Source organism: Mesorhizobium sp. M0184, assembly GCF_040322215.1.
Classification (GTDB): Bacteria; Pseudomonadota; Alphaproteobacteria; order Rhizobiales; family Rhizobiaceae; genus Mesorhizobium.
In genome coordinates, this window is sequence record NZ_JAMYSZ010000005.1 from 253520 (window position 1) to 272216 (window position 18697).

Consider the following 18697-nt stretch of genomic DNA (forward strand, 5'->3'; position numbering starts at 1 on the left):
GACCCCTAAGGATCAAGCTCCGATGCCTTGGCTCGCGCCAGGAGCCGTTCGGCGAGCTTGAGATGCGGCCGGTCGTACATCTTGCCGTCGATGCCGACGACGCCGGGATTTCCTGCCGCCTCGAACGCCTCGACGATCGCCAGGGCGCTTTTCACCGCTTGCGCCGAAGGCGTGAAGGCGGCGTTGATGACCGGCACCTGCGCCGGATGGATCGCCATCTTGCCGGTGAAACCGTCGCGCTCGGCCTCGGCGCATTCGGCCTCGAAGCCGGCCATGTCGCGAAAATCCGGAAAGACGGTGTCGATTGCCGCGACTTCCGCGGCACTTGCGGCAAGCATGGTCATGGTGCGGGCGAGGCGGAACACATCCGTGTAGCGGCCATTCGCGTCGCGCGTCGCGCGCGCGCCAATCGCCGCCGACAGATCTTCCGCCCCCCAGGTGACGCCGACAAGCCGCGCGCTTGCACGGGCGTAGGTCGCTGCGGCCAAGACGCCTGCGGCCGTTTCTGTGATGATCGGCAGGATCCTTATCGCTCCATCCGGCAGGCCGCTTTCGGCTTCGTGCACCCTGAGCTTGGCCGAGAGATGCTGGACATCCAGTCCGCTGTTCGACTTAGGCAGCATGATGCCGTCTGGTTTTGCTGGCACGAGCGCCGCCAGATCGTCGTCGGTCAGTCCGGTCGAAAGGTCATTGACGCGGACATAGATCGCGGAGCTGGTCCGGTGCCTGTGCGCGGCGATGAAACGCGCCGCTGTGTCGCGCGCCAGACCTTTGTTCTGCGCGGCAATCGAATCCTCGAGGTCGACGATGACCACGTCGGCGCCTACGCCAAAGCCCTTCTCCAGCTTCTTTTCCGAATCGCCGGGAACGAAGAGCAGAGAACGCATCGGCTATGCCTTTTTCATCATCATGGCTTGCCTCGTGCATTTGGCAACCAGCACGTCGTTCTGGTTATAGGCGCGGTGCTCGAACTCGACGATACCGCGGTCCGGTTTCGACCTGGAATCGCGCACCGAAACCACCGTGGTCTCGACGCGAATGGTGTCGCCATGGAAGACGGGGTGCGGAAACACTGTCTCCTTCATGCCGAGATTGGCGATGGTGGTGCCGACGGTGATGTCGTTGACTGAAATGCCGATCATCAGGCCAAGCGTGAACAGCGAATTGACCAGCGGCTTGCCCCATTCGCTCTTCGCCGCGAAGTCGAAGTCGATGTGCAGCGGCTGCGGGTTCAACGTCATCACCGAAAACAACATGTTGTCGCTTTCGGTCACGGTTTTGCGCAGCGTGTGCGTGAACACTTGGCCGGCAGCGAACTCCTCAAGATAAAGCCCGGCCATGGTCGATCTCCTCCGCTGCTTCAGGGTTGATAGGCGTTGCATATCGCGCTCGCAAGCCAGTTAACGAACATGGTGAACCGTTCGTAAACCATTTGTGCCTACGGTCTCCACCAGGGTCAGAAGCGTTCTGGCAAGGGGCGTAAGCAGGCGACATGGTCGTTTCGCATTTCCTGAAATGGATCCATACGGCGAAGGTGTCGGAGCGTGCTGCGGCGGCAAGCGCGCTGGCTCGCGCCTATGTCGACTCGGAGCTGCCTTTCGAGGACCGCTGCGCTGCCGAGGCGGCGTTGACGTTGCTGCTCGATGACGTATCGTCGAAGGTGCGGCTGGCGATCGCCGACGCGCTTTCCATGAGCCATCACGCGCCGCCGCAGATCGTCAGCGCGCTGGCGTCGGACCAGCCGGAAGTCGCAGCCTTGGTGCTGGCGCGCTCGCCGCTGCTCACCGATGCCGACCTGATCGATCGGGTTGCCGGCGGCCAGAAAGCGACGCAGAGGGTGATCGCCGACCGGCCGCGTGTCTCGATGTCGGTTGCGGCGGCGATCGCCGAGATCGGTGAGCCGGAGGCTTGCACCACGCTGCTCGCCAACAGCGGCGCCGACATCGCATCCGTCAGCTTTCGCCGCATGGCCGAGCGGCACGGCCATCTGCCTCTAGTGCGCGAGGCGCTGATTGCCGACGCGCGCCTGCCCGCCGACTGCCGGCATTTGCTGCTGGTAAAAGTGGGCGAGACGCTCAAGGGCTCGCCGCTGGTGCTGGCGCTGATGGGCGCCGCCAGGGCCGAGCGCGTTACGCGCGATGCTTGCGTCAAGGCTTCGGTGACGCTGATCGAAGGCACCCGGACAGAGGAACATACCGCACTTGTCGAACATCTGCGCCTGCGCGGCGACCTGACCGCAAGCTTCGTCGTCCGCACCATTGCGCACGGCAAGGTCGACTTCTTTGGTTCGGCGCTGGTCGCGCTCAGCCAACAGTCCGAACAACGGGTGAGAGCACTGCTGGCCGGCGGGCATGACATAGCGTTACAGGCACTGTTCCGCAGCGCCGGGCTTGCCGCCGCCACCCACGCCATCATTCTGCGCGCGCTGAAGGTCTGGCGCGAGGTCGCCAATGGCAAACGCCTCGCCGGCGTCCAGGAAGTCAGCTGGCTGATGCTGAAGGAATTGGGCGGACAGTCCGCCGAAGGCGATCTCGCCGGGCTGGTCAAATCGATCCATCTCGACGCGCTGCGCGAGAACGCACGCGGGCACGCGCTGGCGATCGCCGCTGCTTAAACCCGGTCTTTCGCGAAAAAATCCGGAAAATCCTCGATCGCGGCGGCGATGATGCGCAGCGAGGCGGCGATCTGCAGCATTTCGGCTGCTTCGCTGCGCTCCGCGATGCCTGCTGCATACTGCCTGGCGACTGCGACGGTCGCCGTCTGCGGCTCGCCGACGCGCCTGAACAGCAGTTCGCGTGCCAGCCCGCGCAGGAAATTGGTGATGGAAAGTGCCGTTTCGGATGGCATCGTGGAACTTTGCTGCGCGTTGCGCAGCCGTAGGATTTCGAGGCCGACGGTAACCGCAGCTATGCCGCCGCCGAGAACCGCGTCGCCTTTCTTGCCGGCGTTCTGCAGCAGTGGCATCAACTGGTTGATCCGGTCGTAGGCAAGGCTTTCGAAGGCCGATCGCCGCGGCAGGCGGTCGTGCAGGCAAAGGCGTGCAAGATCTTCGCGCATGGTTTGCAGGATGCGGTTGACTGTAACCCAGGGGTCGGCGGGCAGCACGACGGCGAAGACGCCGATCGCCAGAAGAATGCCGACAAGGACCGCTGCCGAATTGGCGAGGAACGGCTCCGGATCGTAGGTCATGACCTGATGTGGGCTGAGGAAGGCGAGGAAATTGATGGCAAAGGCCGTTGCCACGCCGACGTAGCGCGGATTGGCCATGCCCAGTGCCGCTGGCACCAGGATCGGGACGACGAAAACCGCGAACCAGCCAAAGCCCGGCAGCGCTGGAAGTGCTATCTGCCCGACCACAAACGCGAACGGCAGGGCGAGCAACGTGCCCTCGAAGAAGTTCCATGCCGACCGGATCGGATCGGCGCGCGCGGCGAACAAGCTGGAGACAACGGCGACCAGAATGACCGTGCCGGTCGCGTCCGACCATTTCGTCGCCAGCCAGAAGCCGGCGACCAGGAGCGTGGCGATTGCTGCGCGCACGGCATTGCGCGATGCCGCACGGTAATCGCGGTGCACCACCAGCGCTGGCTGCCGCCGTTCGCGACTGGCACGAGACGGGGGAGAGCGGAGTGCATCCAGGCCGCGCAGCACTTGCTGCATTGCCTCGGCGAAGTCGGCGGCAATGGTTAGGCGGGTGACAGTGCCAGCCCAGTCAATGTCTTGCCCGGCCGCGATGTCAGGCATCTGTCGCGCCTTGCCGGCGATTGCGTCGAGCCGCGCCACCCAGGGCGCCGTATCGTCCAGCGCGCCCGGCTTGGCTACCAGTTCGCCGACAACGGCCTGCAACTCGGCGCGAACGGGGATGAGGGCTGCATTCTTCGGCGCGGCATGGGCATGCAGCGCACGCGCCGCTGACAGGGCCGACAGAAGCTGACCGATGGTACGCCGGACCGGATAGGCGCGGGTGGCGAGGCTCGGCCCCTCCAGCCTTGCGTAGGTGCGCATCTCGCCGAGCGTCTGGACATCGCCGATCAGCTTGCGGTGCAGCCCGGCAAGCCTTTCCGCATCGCCGCCGGAAAAAGCGCCGTCCGCATAGGCCGCCAGGTCGAGAATGCTGCGTTTCAGTCTTGAGATGATGGCGTCGGCGGCCAGTTTCGGCAGGATCAGCCGGCTGGTCAGCGCAGCGCAGACGATACCAAGCACGATTTCCGCGCAGCGCGCCACGGCGAGATCGATGACGAGGTGCGGCTGGCCGAAAGCCGGCAGGCCGATGATCATCGCGGTGTAGCCGGCAAGCGCCGCGCCATAGGCTTCCGGATTGCGTAGCAGCGACGAGACCAGCGAGCAGATGCCGATCCAGACGGCAAGAACTGCAACCAGCAACCACGGGTTGGCATCGAAAACAGTGGTAATGCCGATCGCCGCCAGCGCGCCGGCAAGCGTGCCGAGGAGACGATAAAACCCCTTCGCCAGCACCATGCCGGCGACCGGCTGTGCGACGATGAACACCGTCATCATCGCCCATTGCGGGTGGTCGAGCTTCAGCGCATAGGCGGCCAAAATCGCGATGAGGCCGGCCGAAACGGTGCGCAGGGCAAAGATCCAGTCCGAGCGCGTCGGCCGCGTCAGGCCAGCGATCCGCGTGCCGATATCGTCCTTCAGCCGCGCCCAGGTCAAGTGCGCGTCTCCAGCTCAGAAGGCCAAGCTAGCGGCGGGAGCTCAGATATCCAGCACTTCCGTCTCGGCGAATTCCGCGCGTTCCTGGATGAACCGGAAACGGGCCTCGGGCTTGGTCCCCATCAATGCGTCGACCGCATCCTTGGTCGCCGCCTCGGCATCGATAACGTCGACCCGCAGCAGCGTGCGCTTTTTCGGGTCCATGGTGGTTTCCTTGAGCTGGGCGGCCATCATTTCGCCCAGCCCCTTGAAGCGGCCGATTTCGACCTTGCCGCGCCCGGTGAATTCGGTGCGCAGGAGTTCGTCCTTGTGCGCATCGTTGCGGGCATAGGCGACCTTGCCGCCTTGCCGGATCGAATAAAGCGGCGGCACCGCCAGATAGAGATGGCCGCCGCGGACCAGGCTCGGCATCTCCTGGTAGAAAAAGGTGATCAGCAGCGAGGCGATATGGGCACCGTCGACGTCGGCATCGGTCATGATGATGACCCGGTCGTAACGCAGGTCCTCGTCGCGATATCTCGAGCGCGTGCCGCAGCCAAGCGCCTGGATGAGGTCGGATATCTGCTGGTTGGCGGCAAGCTTGTCGTTGCCGGCGCTGGCGACGTTGAGGATCTTGCCGCGCAGGGGCAGCACCGCCTGGCTGGCGCGGTCGCGCGCCTGCTTTGCCGAACCGCCGGCCGAATCGCCCTCGACGATGAACAGCTCGGCACCGGCGGCGGCATTCTGCGTGCAGTCGGCGAGCTTGCCGGGCAGGCGCAGCTTGCGCACCGCACTCTTGCGCGACACTTCCTTTTCCTGGCGGCGGCGCACCCGCTCGTCGGCGCGCGCGATCACCCATTCGAGCAGTTTCGAAGCTTCCTGCGGATTGTCGGCCAGCCAGTGGTCGAACGGGTCGCGGATAGCGCTTTCGACGATGCGGATCGCCTCGATCGTCGCCAGCCTGTCCTTGGTCTGGCCGACGAATTCCGGTTCGCGGATGAACACCGACAGCATGCCCGCCGCCGAGATCATCACATCCTCGGAAGTGACGATCGAAGCGCGCTTGTTGCCGACCAGGTCGGCATAAGCGCGCAAGCCGCGCGTCAGGACGTTGCGGAAGCCTGCCTCATGCGTGCCGCCTTCGGCGGTCGGAATGGTGTTGCAATAGGAATTGATAAAACCGTCGCCGCCGAACCAGGTCACCGCCCATTCGAGCGAACCGTGGCCGCCCTGCTTCTCGCTCTTGCCGGCAAACATTTCACGGGTCACCTGGAATTCGTCGCCGAGCGAGGCTTTCAGATAGTCCTTGAGGCCGCCCGGAAAATGGAATTCTGCCTTGGCCGGCGTCGTGTCCTTTTCCTTGATCAGCGACGGATCGCAGGTCCAGCGGATTTCGACACCGCCGAACAGATAGGCCTTTGACCGCGCCATGCGGTAGAGCCGCGCCGGCTCGAAAGCAGCACCCTTGCCGAAAATCTGCTCGTCTGGATGGAAGCGGATCTTCGTGCCGCGGCGGTTGTGCACCTCGCCGAGCTGCTCCAGGCCGGTCACCGGAACGCCTCGCGAGAAGCGCTGGCGATAGAGCTTGCGCCCAATCGCGACCTCGACCTCGAGATGGTCGGACAGCGCGTTGACCACGGAAACGCCCACACCGTGCAGGCCGCCGGACGTCTCGTAAACCTTGCTGTCGAACTTGCCGCCTGAATGCAGCGTCGTCATGATGAGTTCGAGCGCCGGCTTCTTGAATTTCGGGTGCGGATCGACCGGAATGCCGCGGCCGTTGTCGGTTACGGACAGGTATCCGTCGGCGGAAAGCTCGACATCGATGAAGGTCGCATGGCCGGCGACCGCCTCGTCCATCGAATTGTCGATGACCTCGGCGAACAGATGGTGCATCGCCTTGTCGTCGGTGCCGCCAATGTACATGCCCGGGCGGCGGCGCACCGGCTCCAGCCCCTCCAGCACTTCGATATCGGCGGCACTGTAGCTCTCGCTGGCGTCGCGGGGCGCCGGCCGCTTCGCCGCCTGCACCAGCGGGTCGGCCGGGCGCGCGGCGGCGCGAGCCGGTTGCGGCTGCTTGTCCAATTTGGCGAAAAGATCGTTATTGTCGTCCATGCCGGTCCTGGATTCCGATGCTGCGAATCACCACCCGATACTGCCACGCTTTTTGCGGGCAGGCGACGGAGGTTCCTGTTACGTTCGAGGATAGGGCCTCTTACTGCAAAACCATTCGACAACCAAGCGGCGGAAATGGGGTCGAAGCCTGGAGCATCGACGCTTTGTAAACCCTGTCCGAAGGTTACGCCGCAAGATTGGCTGAAAAAACGGTATTTGCGGACTGTCGCTGACCTAGAATGCAGCGGAACCCTCAAGAGGCTGTCGCTTAAGCATGTTGGATTACAGTTCGCTCCTGCTCGCGGCGGCGCTGTCGGGCACGTGCCTTAGCATCACCATGTTTGCGATCTGGTTCACCGCGCCACAGGCACGCTTTGTGCTGACGGTGGCCTGCGGCATTCTCGTGCTGGTCGCACATGTCGTGTTGTTCTGGCATTACACCAGGGATCCAAGCGCCTGGCTTTGCCAGATCGTGCTTGCGCTTCTCAGCCTCGGTTTCCTGATTATCTGCCTGTCGGCCATGCAATATCTCGGCATAGGCGACTACAGGCGCGCCATCTTGCCGACCTTGGTTGCGATGGCTGTTTGCACAGGCGCGACGTATCTCGGATTTGATGGTGTCGGCTTTATTGTCACCTACGCAACGGTAACGGCGCTGCTCTCGCTCATCGGAGCGATGTTCTGGATTGAGGGTGGTCACGATCGCCGGATATTGCTGGTCGTCTCGTTCCTGAGCGGCGTCTGTGCCCTGTCGTTCGGACTTTGCGGCGCGGTCCTGCTGGTCAAGGGCCAATGGGTGCTGGGTGTTGCGCCCGACAATTGGGCCGAGCGGGTGAATTCCGTCGTGGCCGTCGCCTGCATGACCGGGCTCGGCGCATTGACGCTCTCCCTGCACCATTTGCAGGCGCAGATCGAATTGAAGGCCGAGACGATGACCGATCCATTGACCGGGCTGATGAATCGGCGGGCGTTGACGGCACTCTACGGCGAGCGGGTCTTCGGTCCGTTCATGTCCGTCGCCATGTTCGACCTTGACCATTTCAAGAGGACGAACGACGTATTTGGTCACCCGGTCGGCGACCAGGTCCTGCGCCGCTTTGCCGCCGTCATCAGGAAATACGCCCGGACCGGCGTCGACGCCTTCCGGTTGGGCGGCGAGGAATTCGTGCTCGTCATGTCGCGGATGACGGAAGAGAAGGCCTATGACATTGCGAGCAAGATCAGCGTTGCCTTCGGCACGGAAGTCGTGGCCACCCAACTCGGTCCGTTGCGAAGCACAGTCAGCGGCGGCATCGGCTTTGGTGGAACAAACGGCACCGGTCTCGACGATGTGGTGGCCGAAGCCGACGCAGCACTCTATGCGGCAAAGCGCGCCGGGCGAAATCGCGTCGTCCTTCGGGATCGGGCGAGCAAGGCCGACGGGCCGGCCTTGCGTTCTGCCTGATTGAGGTTTCTATCTTCTTGTTAGACCATGATCTTGTCCGAAAACCGGATTCCACTTTTCGGGATCATGATCTATTCCGCCGCCCCCAGATATTCCGACAGCGGCGGGCACGAGCAGACGAGGTTGCGGTCGCCGGCGACATTGTCGATGCGCGACACGGGCGGCCAGTATTTTGCCGCCGTGTCGGCATCGCCGGCTGGATAGGCCGCCTCCAGGCGCGAATAGGGATGGGTCCACTGGCCGGCCAACGCCTCGGCGGCGGTGTGCGGCGCATTGACTAGAGGATTGTCGGCTAACGGCCATTCGCCCTTCGCCACCTTGGCTGCCTCGCCGGCTATGGCGATCATCGCCTCGCAGAAACGATCCAGCTCGCGCTTGGGCTCGGACTCGGTCGGCTCGACCATCAGCGTGCCGGCCACCGGGAACGACATGGTCGGCGCGTGGAAGCCATAGTCGATCAGCCGCTTGGCGATATCGTCGACGCTGATGCCGGCGCTGTCCTTGAACACGCGGGTGTCGAGGATGCATTCATGCGCAACGCGTCCGTTGCGCCCTTTGTAAAGCAGGGGGAAATGCTCGCCGAGCCGCGTCGCCACATAGTTGGCGGAGATGATCGCCGTCTCGGTCGCCTGCTTCAGGCCGGAAGCGCCCATCATACGAATATACATCCAGGTGATCGGCAGGATGGAGGCACTGCCGAACGGTGCCGCCGCCACGGCATGGGCCGAGCCTTCGGTGACGTGGCCGGGCAGATATGGCTTCAGATGCGCCTTGACGCCGATCGGGCCGACACCGGGGCCGCCGCCGCCATGCGGGATGCAGAAGGTCTTGTGCAGGTTCATGTGGCAGACATCGGCGCCGATATCGCCGGGACGGGCGAGGCCGACCAGCGCGTTGAGGTTGGCGCCGTCGAAATAGACCTGGCCGCCATGGCTGTGGACGAGGGCACAAAGGTCGCGCGCGCCTTCTTCGAAGACGCCATGCGTCGAAGGATAGGTGAACATCAGCGCCGCAAGGTTGTGCGCATGCTCGGCCGCCTTGGCCTGCAGGTCGGCCGTATCGATATTGCCGTCCTCGGTGCAGCGCACGACGACGACGCTCATGCCGGCCATGGCCGCGCTTGCCGGATTGGTGCCATGCGCCGAGGACGGGATCAGGCAGACGGTGCGATGGCCTTCGCCGCGCGACAGATGATAGCCGCGAATGGCGAGCAGCCCGGCATATTCGCCCTGGCTGCCGGCATTGGGCTGCAGGGTCACCGCGTCGAAGCCGGTGATCTCCGCCAGCCAGCCTTCCAGCTCGTCGATCATGGCGCGATAGCCTGTCGAATGGTTTGCCGGGGCGAAGGGATGCAGGTTGGCGACATCAGGCCAGCTCACCGGCATCATTTCGGCGGCGGCGTTGAGCTTCATGGTGCAGGAGCCGAGCGGGATCATGGCGCGGTCGAGCGCCAGGTCCTTGTCGGCCAGCCGGCGCAGGAAGCGCATCATGTCGGTTTCCGAGTGGTTTTCGCGGAAGACGGGCTGGGTCAGGAACTCCTTGCCGCGCGTTTTTCCTGGCATGGAACTGCCGGCGGCAACGCCGGCCTTGGCGCCGAAAAGCGCTGCGATTGCCTCCAGATCGGCTTCGGTGGAGGTCTCGTCGAAGCTGATGGCGACATGGTCGGCGTCGATGACGCGCAGCAGCCGGCCGGTCTTTTCTGCGGCGGCGGCAATCGCGCCGGCTCTGCCCTTCACTTTCACGGTCACCGTGTCGAAATGGCTGTGGCCGACCACCGAAACGCCCGCTGCCTTGAGGCCGGCAGCCAGGCGGTTGGCCAGCGTGTGGATGCGGCCGGCAATCGCCTGCAGCCCGGCAGGGCCATGCCAGATCGCATAGGCCGTCGCCATATTGGCGAGCAGCGCCTGTGCGGTGCAGATGTTGGAGGTCGCCTTGTCGCGGCGGATATGCTGTTCGCGTGTCTGCAAAGCGAGGCGATAACCAGGACGGCCCTTGCTATCCGTCGACTGGCCAACGAGCCGGCCGGGCATCAGCCGCGTCAGCCTGTCGGAGACGGCGCAATAGGCGGCGTGCGGCCCGCCAAAGCCCATCGGCACGCCAAAACGTTGCATCGGGCCGACGGCGATGTCGGCGCCAAGCTTGGCCGGCGCATCGGTCAGCGTCAGGCCAAGCGGGTCGGCGATGAAGACGACCAGCGCGCCGGCAGCACGGGCCCTGTCGATCGCTGCCTTGTGGTCGCCGTAGACGCCGAACGTATCGGGCCAGGAGACCAGCAGGGCGGCGGTGTTGTCGTCGACCACCTCGCCGTCCACCTCGATGCCGAGCGGCTCGGCACGGGTGCGCACGACGTCCAGCGTCTGCGGGTGCGGCGTGCCGGCCAGTGCCACCTTGGTGCGCTTGTCGCGATGATGGCGCAGCGCGATGCCGACAGCTTCGGCCACCGCCGTCGCCTCGTCGAGCAGCGAGGCCGATGCCACCGGCAGGCCGGTCAGTTCCGTCACCAGCGTCTGGAAGTTGAACAGCATTTCCAGCCGGCCCTGGCTGATCTCGGCTTGGTAAGGCGTGTAAGCGGTATACCAGGCCGGATTCTCGAACAGGTTGCGCTGGATCACCGGCGGCACATGGACGCCATGATAGCCGGCACCGATGAAGCTCTTCAGCACCGTGTTCTTTGCCATCTTCGCCGCGAGCTCGGTCAGCGCTTCCGCTTCGCTTGCAGGCGCGGGCAGGGCCAGCGGCCGGTCGAGCCGGATCGACTTCGGCACTGCCTGGCTGATCAGGGTCTCGACCGAAGGAACGCCGATCGTCGCCAGCATGGCTCTGACGTCATGGAGGCCCGGGCCAATATGGCGAGCCGAGAAGGGGTAGGGTGCTGCGGTCATCTTCCTGGTCCTGCTATCAACCAATATGGGCTTTGTAAGCGGCTTCATCGAGGAGTCCGTCGAGTTGGCGCTCATTGGCCAGCTTCATCTTCCACAACCAGCCGTCGCCGGTTGCCGCCGAATTGACGAGTGAAGGATCCGATGACAGCGAGGTGTTGGCCTCGGTGATCTCGCCGTCGACCGGCGCGTAGACATCCGATGCGGCCTTGACCGATTCGACCACCACGGCGGTGTCGCCCTTGGCCAGTTTTCTGCCCAATTCCGGCAGCTCGACGAAGACGAGGTCGCCGAGCTGCTGCTGTGCGTAGTCGGTGATGCCGACCGTGGCGATGCCGCCCTCGACGCGCAGCCATTCGTGATCTTCGGTGAAATAGGTCTTTGCCATTGAAATCATCCTTTGCGGTAGCGATGGGGCGTGAAGGGCAAGGGGTGGATGTCGACCGGGATTTTCGTCCCGCGGACATCGGCGAACAGTTTTGCGCCGGATTTGGCAAGCGGCGTCTGGACGTAGCCCATGGCGACCGGATGACCGGCCGAGGGGCCGAAGCCGCCTGAGGTGACATGGCCGGCAGGGTTGCCGTCAGCATCGAAAAGGGCAGCACCGGCGCGCACCGGCTGGCGGCCTTCCGGCTTCAGGCCGACGCGTTTTTGCGCCGGACCGCGCTCCAGGATGGCGCGCAGCGCATCGGCGCCGATGAAGGCGCCAGAGGCGCGAACCTCCTTGGGGATGGCCCACATCAGCCCGGCGCTGGCCGGATCGATCTCCGGCGTGATGTCCAGCCCGTGCAGGCACAGTCCGGCTTCGAGCCGCAGGCTGTCGCGGGCGGCAAGGCCGACCCACATCACCCGCTCGTCCTCGAGCAGCCTGGCGACGAGGTTTCTTGCATCCGCTTCCGGCAGGCCGATCTCGAAGCCGTCTTCGCCGGTATAGCCGGACCGGCTCATGAACCATTTCTCGCGCGGTTCGATGCCGTGCATGAACACCAGCGAACCGGTCTCGATGCCGGCGCGGGAAAGGGCAGCCCACGCCTCGGGGCCCTGTATGGCCAAGAAGACGCGGTCGAGCGCATCCACTTTTACATCGAAATCGCCCTCTGCATCGAAATTTTTGGCCAGTGCGCGCAGATGCTTTTCGTCGGCGGCGGCGTTGCCGGCATTGGCGACCATCATGAAGCGCTCGGCGCCGAGCCTGGTGACGATCAGATCGTCCAGAATGCCGGCCGCCTCATTGAGGAAGAACGTGTATTTGGACTGGGAAATCTCAAGCGCGCCGGCATCGAACGGGCAGGCGCGGTTCAGAAGCGCTGCTGCCCCCAGGCCGCTGATTTCGAACAGCTTCATGTGCGAGATGTCGAACAGGCCGGCACGCTCGCGGCTGTGCAGGTGCTCCTTCATCACGCCGGCCGGATAGGTCAGCGGCATCGACCAGCCGGCGAAGGCGCCAAAGCGCGCACCGGCTGCCATATGCAGATCTTCGAGGGGAAGGTGTTTGGTGTCGTCGCCCGTCATGTCATCTCCAGAGTCGCACGCAAGCGGCCGCGAATGGCGACCAGTCCGTGCCCCTCTGTCTGAAGCCTGAGAGACTCGCGCCCCGTAACTCTGTCGGCAGCGCTTACACCTTCGGCGCGGGGGCCAGCCCCGACTTTCCAGAGTGTCTTTCCCGTCTACGGTTCTTTTGCCTGAGAGATTTCGGGCGATTTCCCCTTCGGCGGCAGCTCTCGCTGCTCTCTCCCGCAAACAGGTAGGACTCGGTCAGGAGCCCTCGACTCGTCATCCATAGCCCGTGGACGACACCTTGTCACCTGCCGGCGACATTTTTACTGCCAAGTCTTCTGCGGGCCTTCTTTACAGGCAAGCCTTCGCTAACCACGCCGCTTGCCGGTTTCTCAAGACCTTGCCGATATACCGCATAAGGGCCGGCAATTACCGGCGGCGGGCGGGGAAGAAAATGGGCGAATTGATCATGAGCGCGCCGGTGGCCGGGCTGACCTCGAAAAATCGGATCACGGCGGAAGACGTGATCATGCTGCGCGGCGAAGTGTTCGGCGACGGCGTGGTAACGCGCGGCGAGGCCGAGGCGCTGTTCGCGCTGGATGCAACGGCGAGGGACAAATGCGCAGAATGGCTTGAGTTTTTCGTCGAGGCCGTCACCGATTTCATCGTCCACCAGGAAAAGCCGGCGGGCTATGTTTCGCAGGACAATGCCGACTGGCTGATCCGGACGATTTCGCGCGACGGCATGGTCGACAGCCAGACCGAACTCGAGCTGCTGGTGCATGTGCTGGAAGTTGCCAAATCATCGCCGAGCACGCTTTCCAGCTATGCGCTGGAGCAGGTCGCTCATGCGGTCGTGCACGGCAAGGGGCCGCTGATGACCGGCGGCAGGCTTATCCCTGGGTCGATTGCCAAGGCTGAGGTCGAGCTGTTGCGCCGCATTCTTTACGCCTACGGCGGCGATGGCAACATCGCCATCAGCCGCGCCGAGGCCGAGGTGCTGTTCAAGATCAACGAGCGGACAGCGGCGGCCGACAACGATCCGTCGTGGAACGATCTGTTCGTCAAGGCGATCGCCAATTTCGTCATGTGTTCGGCCGGCTACGAACCGCCGGTGCGCGACGTGGCGCTGCGCCGGGATTCCTTCTTCGAACAGGCCGATCCGGAGATCGGCGGGTTCTTCAGCCGCATGGTATCGGGCGGCCTGTCCGGCATCATGGAAGCCTATCGCTCACCCGGCGATATCGAAGCCGAGTGGGAGTCCAAGAACAAGGCAGCCGAGGCTCTGGCCCGCCGCGCCGAGACGGTCGATGCCGGCGAGGCGAAGTGGCTTGCTGAACACATCGGCGACCGGCCGCTGCAGGAGAACGAGCGTGCGCTGCTGACGCTGATCAAGCACGCCTCGCCGGAAATCCACCCGGCGCTGAAGCCGCTGATCGACAAGGTTGCGTAACAGGTCGCGACCCTATTGCTTGGCGGGCTCGGACTTAGCTGTCTCGAAGCGCGACATCCATTTGAAGCTGCCGAACCAGTAGCGGCGCACGCCGCCTATGGTGCCGTCGGCGGTGCGCGCGCCGATCCAGTTGTTGACGTATTGGATGAGGCGGACATCGTCCGGGCGCATCGCAAACGCTTCCGGCGTCCGCAACAGCGGGCCGCCCACCATCGTCAACTTCGCGTCATAGAGCCTGGCGGCCATCTGCGGCGTCGGCGACGTCGCGACCATCGCCTGTGCGTCGCCGCCGATGATCGCGGCGAAAACATCTGAGGTATTGTCGAAAGACAGGATGGTCGCCTTGGGAAAAGCTTCCTTCGCGGCGGCTTGATCGGTGGAATTGGACAGCACGGCGATCTTGTATCCCGGCGCCGCCACTGCCTTTCCCGGCTTTTTCCCAAGGCTGGCGATCGTCGCAACCATGCGGATATCGGCGGTGCCGGTCTGGTTGGAGAATACCACCTCGCGTGCGCGTTCCGGCGTGCTGGCGTAGCCCGCCGCGATCATGTCGAAATCACCCTTGAGCAGTCTTGTCTTGAGGTCGTTCCAGGGCACCTCGACCAGCTTCAGGTCGACGCCGAGATCAGACGCCAGCGCACTGGTCAGGTCGACATCATAGCCGGCGAACTTGCCGTCGGCCTTCTTGAGGATCCATGGCGGGTTGAGCGCCACGCCGATCGTCAGTGTCTTCTGGTCGATGATGCGCTTGAGGCTGTCGTCCGCCCGGGCTGGCAGCAGCGACAAAGCCAACCAGGCAGAAAGGGCAAGTATAGTTGTGGCGATCATCTTAGCGCGCATTAATATAACCTCGCTGAGCCCGTCCGGTTGTCAGATTTACACAGAGGTGCCATTCTGTCGATAGCGGACCCTGATGGAGAGTTGCGATGTCGGCACGGATGGCGGTTACCGGTTCGATGATGTTCCTGGTTTGCATCCTGGGCAATCCAGCGAAGCTTTCGCTGCTGCCGGCGGCAGCGCAGGCTGCGGGGGCAAAACGCGTGGTCTGCTCCAGCGCCGACTACCGCTATTCCTATTGCGGGGTCGATACGCGCCGCGGCGTGCAGTTGACCTCCCGTCTGTCGAAGGCGCGTTGCGTATACGGTAGAAGCTGGGGCTATGACGGCGGCGGCATCTGGGTCGACAATGGTTGCTCGGCCGAATTCGCAGTCGCCGGCCCCAACCGCAATCCCTCTGCTGGCGACGTCGCCGCAGCCATTATCGTCGGCGGCGTGGTAGGCGCCATTCTCGACAACGGCAATTCGCATCGCCATCATTCCGATAATTACTATCCGAAGCCGCGCCCGCGCCGTTACGACCAATCGATCGATCCGACGCCGCAATTCGACAATCAGGGCAACCCCAACTTCGATACCCACGGCAACTACCAGGGACCGCACGGGCTGGGCAAGCTTGTCACCCCTGACGATAATCCTGACCTGAACCCGGCCCTGCGCAGCGACGGCGACGACAGCGACGACGACAGTTAGATGAAGCTTGGGTCAGGTTTCGGTCAGATGCCGCCGTACCAGTCGTAGCCATTGTCCTCCCAATAGCCGCCTCTGCCGCCGCCGAGATTGGCGAAGCCGTCGACCAGCTCGATCTTGTAGAGGTATTTCGGCATCTTGTAGCCGAGCTGGCGCTCGACGCGGACGCGCAGCGGCGCGCCGTTCTCGACCGGCAATGGCTTGCCGTTGAGGCCATAGGCAAGGATCGTCTGCGGATGGCGGGCATCGACCAGGTCGATCGAGCCGTAATATTTGATGTCGCCGGCCAGGCTGCGGTCGATCGTGTCGAGGCAGTGGAACATGACGTAGCGCGCCTGCGGCTTGACCACAGCCTGGTCGAGCACCAGCGACAGCGGCGTGCCGGTCCATTTGGCAATGCAGCTCCAGCCTTCGACGCAGTCGTGGCGGGTGATCTGGGTGCGGCTCGGCATGTTCATCAGCTGCTCGCGGCTCAGCGACAGCGGCTTTTCGACCAGGCCTGAAACCTCGAGCCGCCAGTCGGCGAAATCGCTGGCGAGCAGGCCCTTATAGAAATCGTCGTCGGGCGCGGTGACGCCGTTCGGCCGCTGCGGCTGGCGAATGTCGGCCTCGGTGAACTCCGGCGCCAGCGCATCAGCGCCGGCAAGCAGTCGCTGCGCCCGCCAGGTCAGGCCATTAGCGCTTTCGAGGAAGCTGCGCAGGCTGTCGCCGACGCCAAGCTGGCTGTCGAAGGCGTCGCAGCCCGACAGCATGATGCCGGAAAGGCCGAGGCTGGCCGAGGTCAGGAACTTTCTTCGGCTTATCTGTAGCTTGGGGCTGATCTCGAATTTCGCCATGTCAGGCACTCCTCTCTGGCGCTTTGTCGCCATGCGCCGGCGGGTCGGTTCGGTACCACCCGGTGATGATGGAGCGCAGCTCGTTGATTGGGCCGGCGGCCAGGATCATCAGGATGTGGATAATGAAGAAGGCGACGAGCAGCAGCATCACCGTGAAATGAATGGTGCGCGCCGTCTGTCGGCCGCCGAGCAGATCAATCAGGAACGGCAGCACCGAATCCATGCTCGGCGACATGGCAAGGCCGGTGATGATCATCAGCGGCAGCAGCACGAACAGCACGCCGCCATAGGCCATCTTCTGCAGCGTGTTGTAGTCGCGCGTGTGATGGAACCTGAGCTTGGCGTGCTCGACAATGTCTCGCGGCAGGCGCCTGAAATCATCGAGGCGCGGGGCAAGATCGCGGCGCAAATGGCCGTTGATCAGGCTGGCGACCAGCCAGACCAGCAGCGTGGTGGTCAGCACCCAGGCAAAGAAGAAATGAACGACGCGCGCGGTGCCGAGATCGTAATAGGAAGGGATCGTCGCCCAGGACGGGAAGGCACGGGAGGTCTCCTGGCCGGCCGGACCCGACCAGCCGAGCACGCCAGTGGTATCGAAGCGCTTGCCGAAGATTTCGGTATAGCCGCGCGGGCCAGTCGCCGTATTCTCGGCGCCAATGGCGAAGACGGTGTTGTTATAGCCAAAACCCGACTCCTTGCCGATATAGAGCTGCGGGCGGGCGTTGAAGATCTGCAGGCCGGAAAGCAGCATGAAGAACAGCGCGATCGCCCACAGCCAATGCGTCAGCCGCGTCCAGCGCGACTGGCGATAGATCAGCGTCGCATCCGTCGAAGCAGCGCTATCTGCCTCGGTGCTGGCTTCGCCTCTGGCAACTGATTCCATATTTTCCGTGCCTCCCTGCCAAGCGGTTCCGCATGGCCTATCAGATCTCTTCTCCTCCCAATACGTCGCCAGCCTAAGCGATGTTTCACCCGATCACGGATTTATTACGGACTGCCGAGGCTGACGGCGAGGTTGACCGCGGCTGCCACGATGACCGTGTTGAAGAAGAACGACAGGATCGAATGCACAAGCACGACACGGCGCATTTGCGAGGTCGTGATGTTGGTGTCGGCGGTTTGCGCCGTCATGCCGATCACCGTGGCGAAATAGAGGAAATCCGAGCCTTCCGGCCGCTTGCCGCCCGGGAAGTCGAGGCCGCCGACCGGAATTTTCTTTTTTGTGTCGCCATCCATCGCATCGCCATCCAACCAGTAGATATGCGCGTAGTGAAGTGCGGCCATGGCATGGATGGTCAACCAGCCAAGCGGGATAGACAGCAGCGCCACCGTAAGCTCGACGGTGTCCGCGCTCTTCTCCCTGTTGATCAATTGAAACAACGAAATGATGGCAATAGCGACGACAATCAGCGTGACCGCGAAGATGGCCAGTACCGGCAGGTCCGTGTCGCCTGCATTCTTGCGCAGATAGCTGCCGGTAAGCCGCGGCATGTGGGCGATGACAAGAACGAGATAGGCGGCAAAGAACACATTGGCGCCGATCCAATAGGCAAGCGGCGCACGCCAGATCAGCGCGGCGCCAAAGGCTGCCACGCCGATGCAGGCCGACACCGCGAACGGCGTGTGGCGTCGCATGGGCATCTTGGTCGGGGTACCGGTCGCCATGGCCTTCAGTCCGCTGACGCGGATTTCAGCGCTCGCCGTAGGATGCGGTCAAGCTCGCCTAGGAACCGCGAGCGATCCTGCGGCGCGAAGCTCGAATTGTAGCCCTTGCTTTCGCCGGTCTCGCGCAGATGCTGCTTGAGATCGCGCATTGCCACCGCCATGCCGATCGTCTCGGGCGTAAACGGGCGTCCGGTCGGACCAAGTACGTGGGCGCCAAGCGCTACAGCGCGCGCGGCAAGCGGGATATCGGCGGTCACCACAATGTCGTTGGACCGGGCATTTTCGACGATCCAGTCGTCGGCGGCATCGGCGCCCTTGGAGACGACGACATTGCGGATCATCGGATCGCGCGACGGACGCAAGCCGCCATTGGAGACGAAGGTGACGACGATGCCGTGCCGCTCGGCGACTTTTTCGACCTCGGCCTTCACCGGGCAAGCGTCGGCATCGACGAGAATAGCAGGTGCGGGCATCGTTGTTCCAAATGTGAAAGAGCCGGGCGGCGTCGCCCGGCTCGATCGATGATAGTCGAGCGGCTACTAGGCCGGCAACGCGCCGGACCTCTTGGCCGTCCAGGTGGCGATATAGTCCATCAGTCCTGGATTGAGGCAATCATAAGGTTCGAG

The 18697-nt window shown here is 63.7% G+C and carries 16 protein-coding genes, 1 pseudogene and 1 riboswitch; of the genes and pseudogenes, 4 read left to right on the forward strand and 13 right to left on the reverse strand.

The annotated features are described in order from the left end of the window. Positions 1-5: 5 nt before the first annotated feature. Both NKJ23_RS09525 and NKJ23_RS09530 read right to left on the reverse strand, forming a co-directional pair. Positions 6-887, reverse strand: a complete 882-nt coding sequence (locus NKJ23_RS09525; RefSeq protein WP_352680133.1) for an HpcH/HpaI aldolase/citrate lyase family protein — start codon at positions 885-887, stop codon at positions 6-8. A gap of 3 nt (positions 888-890) precedes the next feature. Continuing rightward, the gene (locus tag NKJ23_RS09530; protein ID WP_502902519.1) at positions 891-1382 is read right to left on the reverse strand and encodes a MaoC family dehydratase; all 492 of its coding nucleotides are present in this window, start codon (positions 1380-1382) and stop codon (positions 891-893) included. Positions 1383-1492: 110 nt separating this feature from the next. Between NKJ23_RS09530 and NKJ23_RS09535 the strand changes: the two genes are divergently transcribed. Next, the gene (locus tag NKJ23_RS09535) at positions 1493-2614 is read left to right on the forward strand and encodes a DUF2336 domain-containing protein (protein WP_352680135.1); all 1122 of its coding nucleotides are present in this window, start codon (positions 1493-1495) and stop codon (positions 2612-2614) included. Here NKJ23_RS09535 and NKJ23_RS09540 read toward each other — a convergent pair. Together NKJ23_RS09540 and parE are read right to left on the reverse strand one after the other, a co-directional pair. Then, complete coding sequence (locus NKJ23_RS09540; protein ID WP_352680136.1) at positions 2611-4677, reverse strand: FUSC family protein; 2067 nt, start codon at positions 4675-4677, stop codon at positions 2611-2613. The genes NKJ23_RS09535 and NKJ23_RS09540 overlap by 4 nt on opposite strands. A gap of 42 nt (positions 4678-4719) precedes the next feature. Then, a complete protein-coding gene (parE, locus tag NKJ23_RS09545; protein ID WP_352451346.1) occupies positions 4720-6771 on the reverse strand; it encodes a DNA topoisomerase IV subunit B in 2052 nt (683 codons plus the stop codon). Between the two features lie 274 nt (positions 6772-7045). On the opposite strand from parE, the gene NKJ23_RS09550 reads away from it, so the two are divergent. After that, entirely contained in the window at positions 7046-8215 is a 1170-nt protein-coding gene (locus NKJ23_RS09550; RefSeq protein ID WP_352680137.1) for a GGDEF domain-containing protein, read from the forward strand. Between the two features lie 71 nt (positions 8216-8286). Here the strand turns inward: NKJ23_RS09550 and gcvP are convergent, their stop codons facing one another. From gcvP to gcvT, 3 genes are read right to left on the reverse strand one after another with little or no spacing between them, the layout of a single operon-like run. Beyond that, the gene (gcvP, locus tag NKJ23_RS09555) at positions 8287-11097 is read right to left on the reverse strand and encodes an aminomethyl-transferring glycine dehydrogenase (RefSeq protein ID WP_352680138.1); all 2811 of its coding nucleotides are present in this window, start codon (positions 11095-11097) and stop codon (positions 8287-8289) included. A gap of 16 nt (positions 11098-11113) precedes the next feature. Further along, positions 11114-11482 carry a glycine cleavage system protein GcvH gene (gene gcvH / locus NKJ23_RS09560; RefSeq protein ID WP_352473895.1) on the reverse strand — a complete coding sequence of 123 codons (369 nt, stop codon included), beginning with the start codon at positions 11480-11482 and terminating at the stop codon, positions 11114-11116. 5 nt (positions 11483-11487) lie between these two features. Next, the gene (gene gcvT / locus NKJ23_RS09565; RefSeq protein ID WP_352680139.1) at positions 11488-12606 is read right to left on the reverse strand and encodes a glycine cleavage system aminomethyltransferase GcvT; all 1119 of its coding nucleotides are present in this window, start codon (positions 12604-12606) and stop codon (positions 11488-11490) included. Between the two features lie 148 nt (positions 12607-12754). Further along, positions 12755-12841, reverse strand: a riboswitch (glycine riboswitch). A 204-nt stretch (positions 12842-13045) separates the two neighbouring features. On the opposite strand from gcvT, the gene NKJ23_RS09570 reads away from it, so the two are divergent. Continuing rightward, on the forward strand, positions 13046-14044 hold the full coding sequence (locus NKJ23_RS09570; RefSeq protein ID WP_352680140.1) for a hypothetical protein: 999 nt from the start codon (positions 13046-13048) through the stop codon (positions 14042-14044). A 12-nt stretch (positions 14045-14056) separates the two neighbouring features. Here the strand turns inward: NKJ23_RS09570 and NKJ23_RS09575 are convergent, their stop codons facing one another. Continuing rightward, positions 14057-14872, reverse strand: a complete 816-nt coding sequence (locus NKJ23_RS09575) for a transporter substrate-binding domain-containing protein (protein ID WP_352680141.1) — start codon at positions 14870-14872, stop codon at positions 14057-14059. A gap of 98 nt (positions 14873-14970) precedes the next feature. Here NKJ23_RS09575 and NKJ23_RS09580 point away from each other — a divergent pair, with 98 nt between their 5' ends. Beyond that, positions 14971-15573 carry a DUF3011 domain-containing protein gene (locus NKJ23_RS09580; protein WP_352680142.1) on the forward strand — a complete coding sequence of 201 codons (603 nt, stop codon included), beginning with the start codon at positions 14971-14973 and terminating at the stop codon, positions 15571-15573. A 23-nt stretch (positions 15574-15596) separates the two neighbouring features. Here the strand turns inward: NKJ23_RS09580 and NKJ23_RS09585 are convergent, their stop codons facing one another. From NKJ23_RS09585 to NKJ23_RS09605, 5 genes and pseudogenes are all read right to left on the reverse strand, one after another. Further along, a complete protein-coding gene (locus NKJ23_RS09585; RefSeq protein WP_352680143.1) occupies positions 15597-16406 on the reverse strand; it encodes a molybdopterin-binding protein in 810 nt (269 codons plus the stop codon). A gap of 1 nt (position 16407) precedes the next feature. Beyond that, the gene (locus NKJ23_RS09590) at positions 16408-17289 is read right to left on the reverse strand and encodes a cytochrome b/b6 domain-containing protein (protein WP_352680144.1); all 882 of its coding nucleotides are present in this window, start codon (positions 17287-17289) and stop codon (positions 16408-16410) included. A gap of 104 nt (positions 17290-17393) precedes the next feature. Then, positions 17394-18071 (reverse strand): DUF1345 domain-containing protein, encoded by a 678-nt coding sequence (locus tag NKJ23_RS09595; RefSeq protein ID WP_352680145.1) that lies wholly within the window; start codon positions 18069-18071, stop codon positions 17394-17396. Between the two features lie 5 nt (positions 18072-18076). Further along, positions 18077-18544, reverse strand: a complete 468-nt coding sequence (locus NKJ23_RS09600; RefSeq protein WP_352454435.1) for a YaiI/YqxD family protein — start codon at positions 18542-18544, stop codon at positions 18077-18079. A gap of 66 nt (positions 18545-18610) precedes the next feature. Next, a pseudogene (locus NKJ23_RS09605) lies at positions 18611-18697 on the reverse strand (S-(hydroxymethyl)glutathione synthase); the annotation flags it as partial.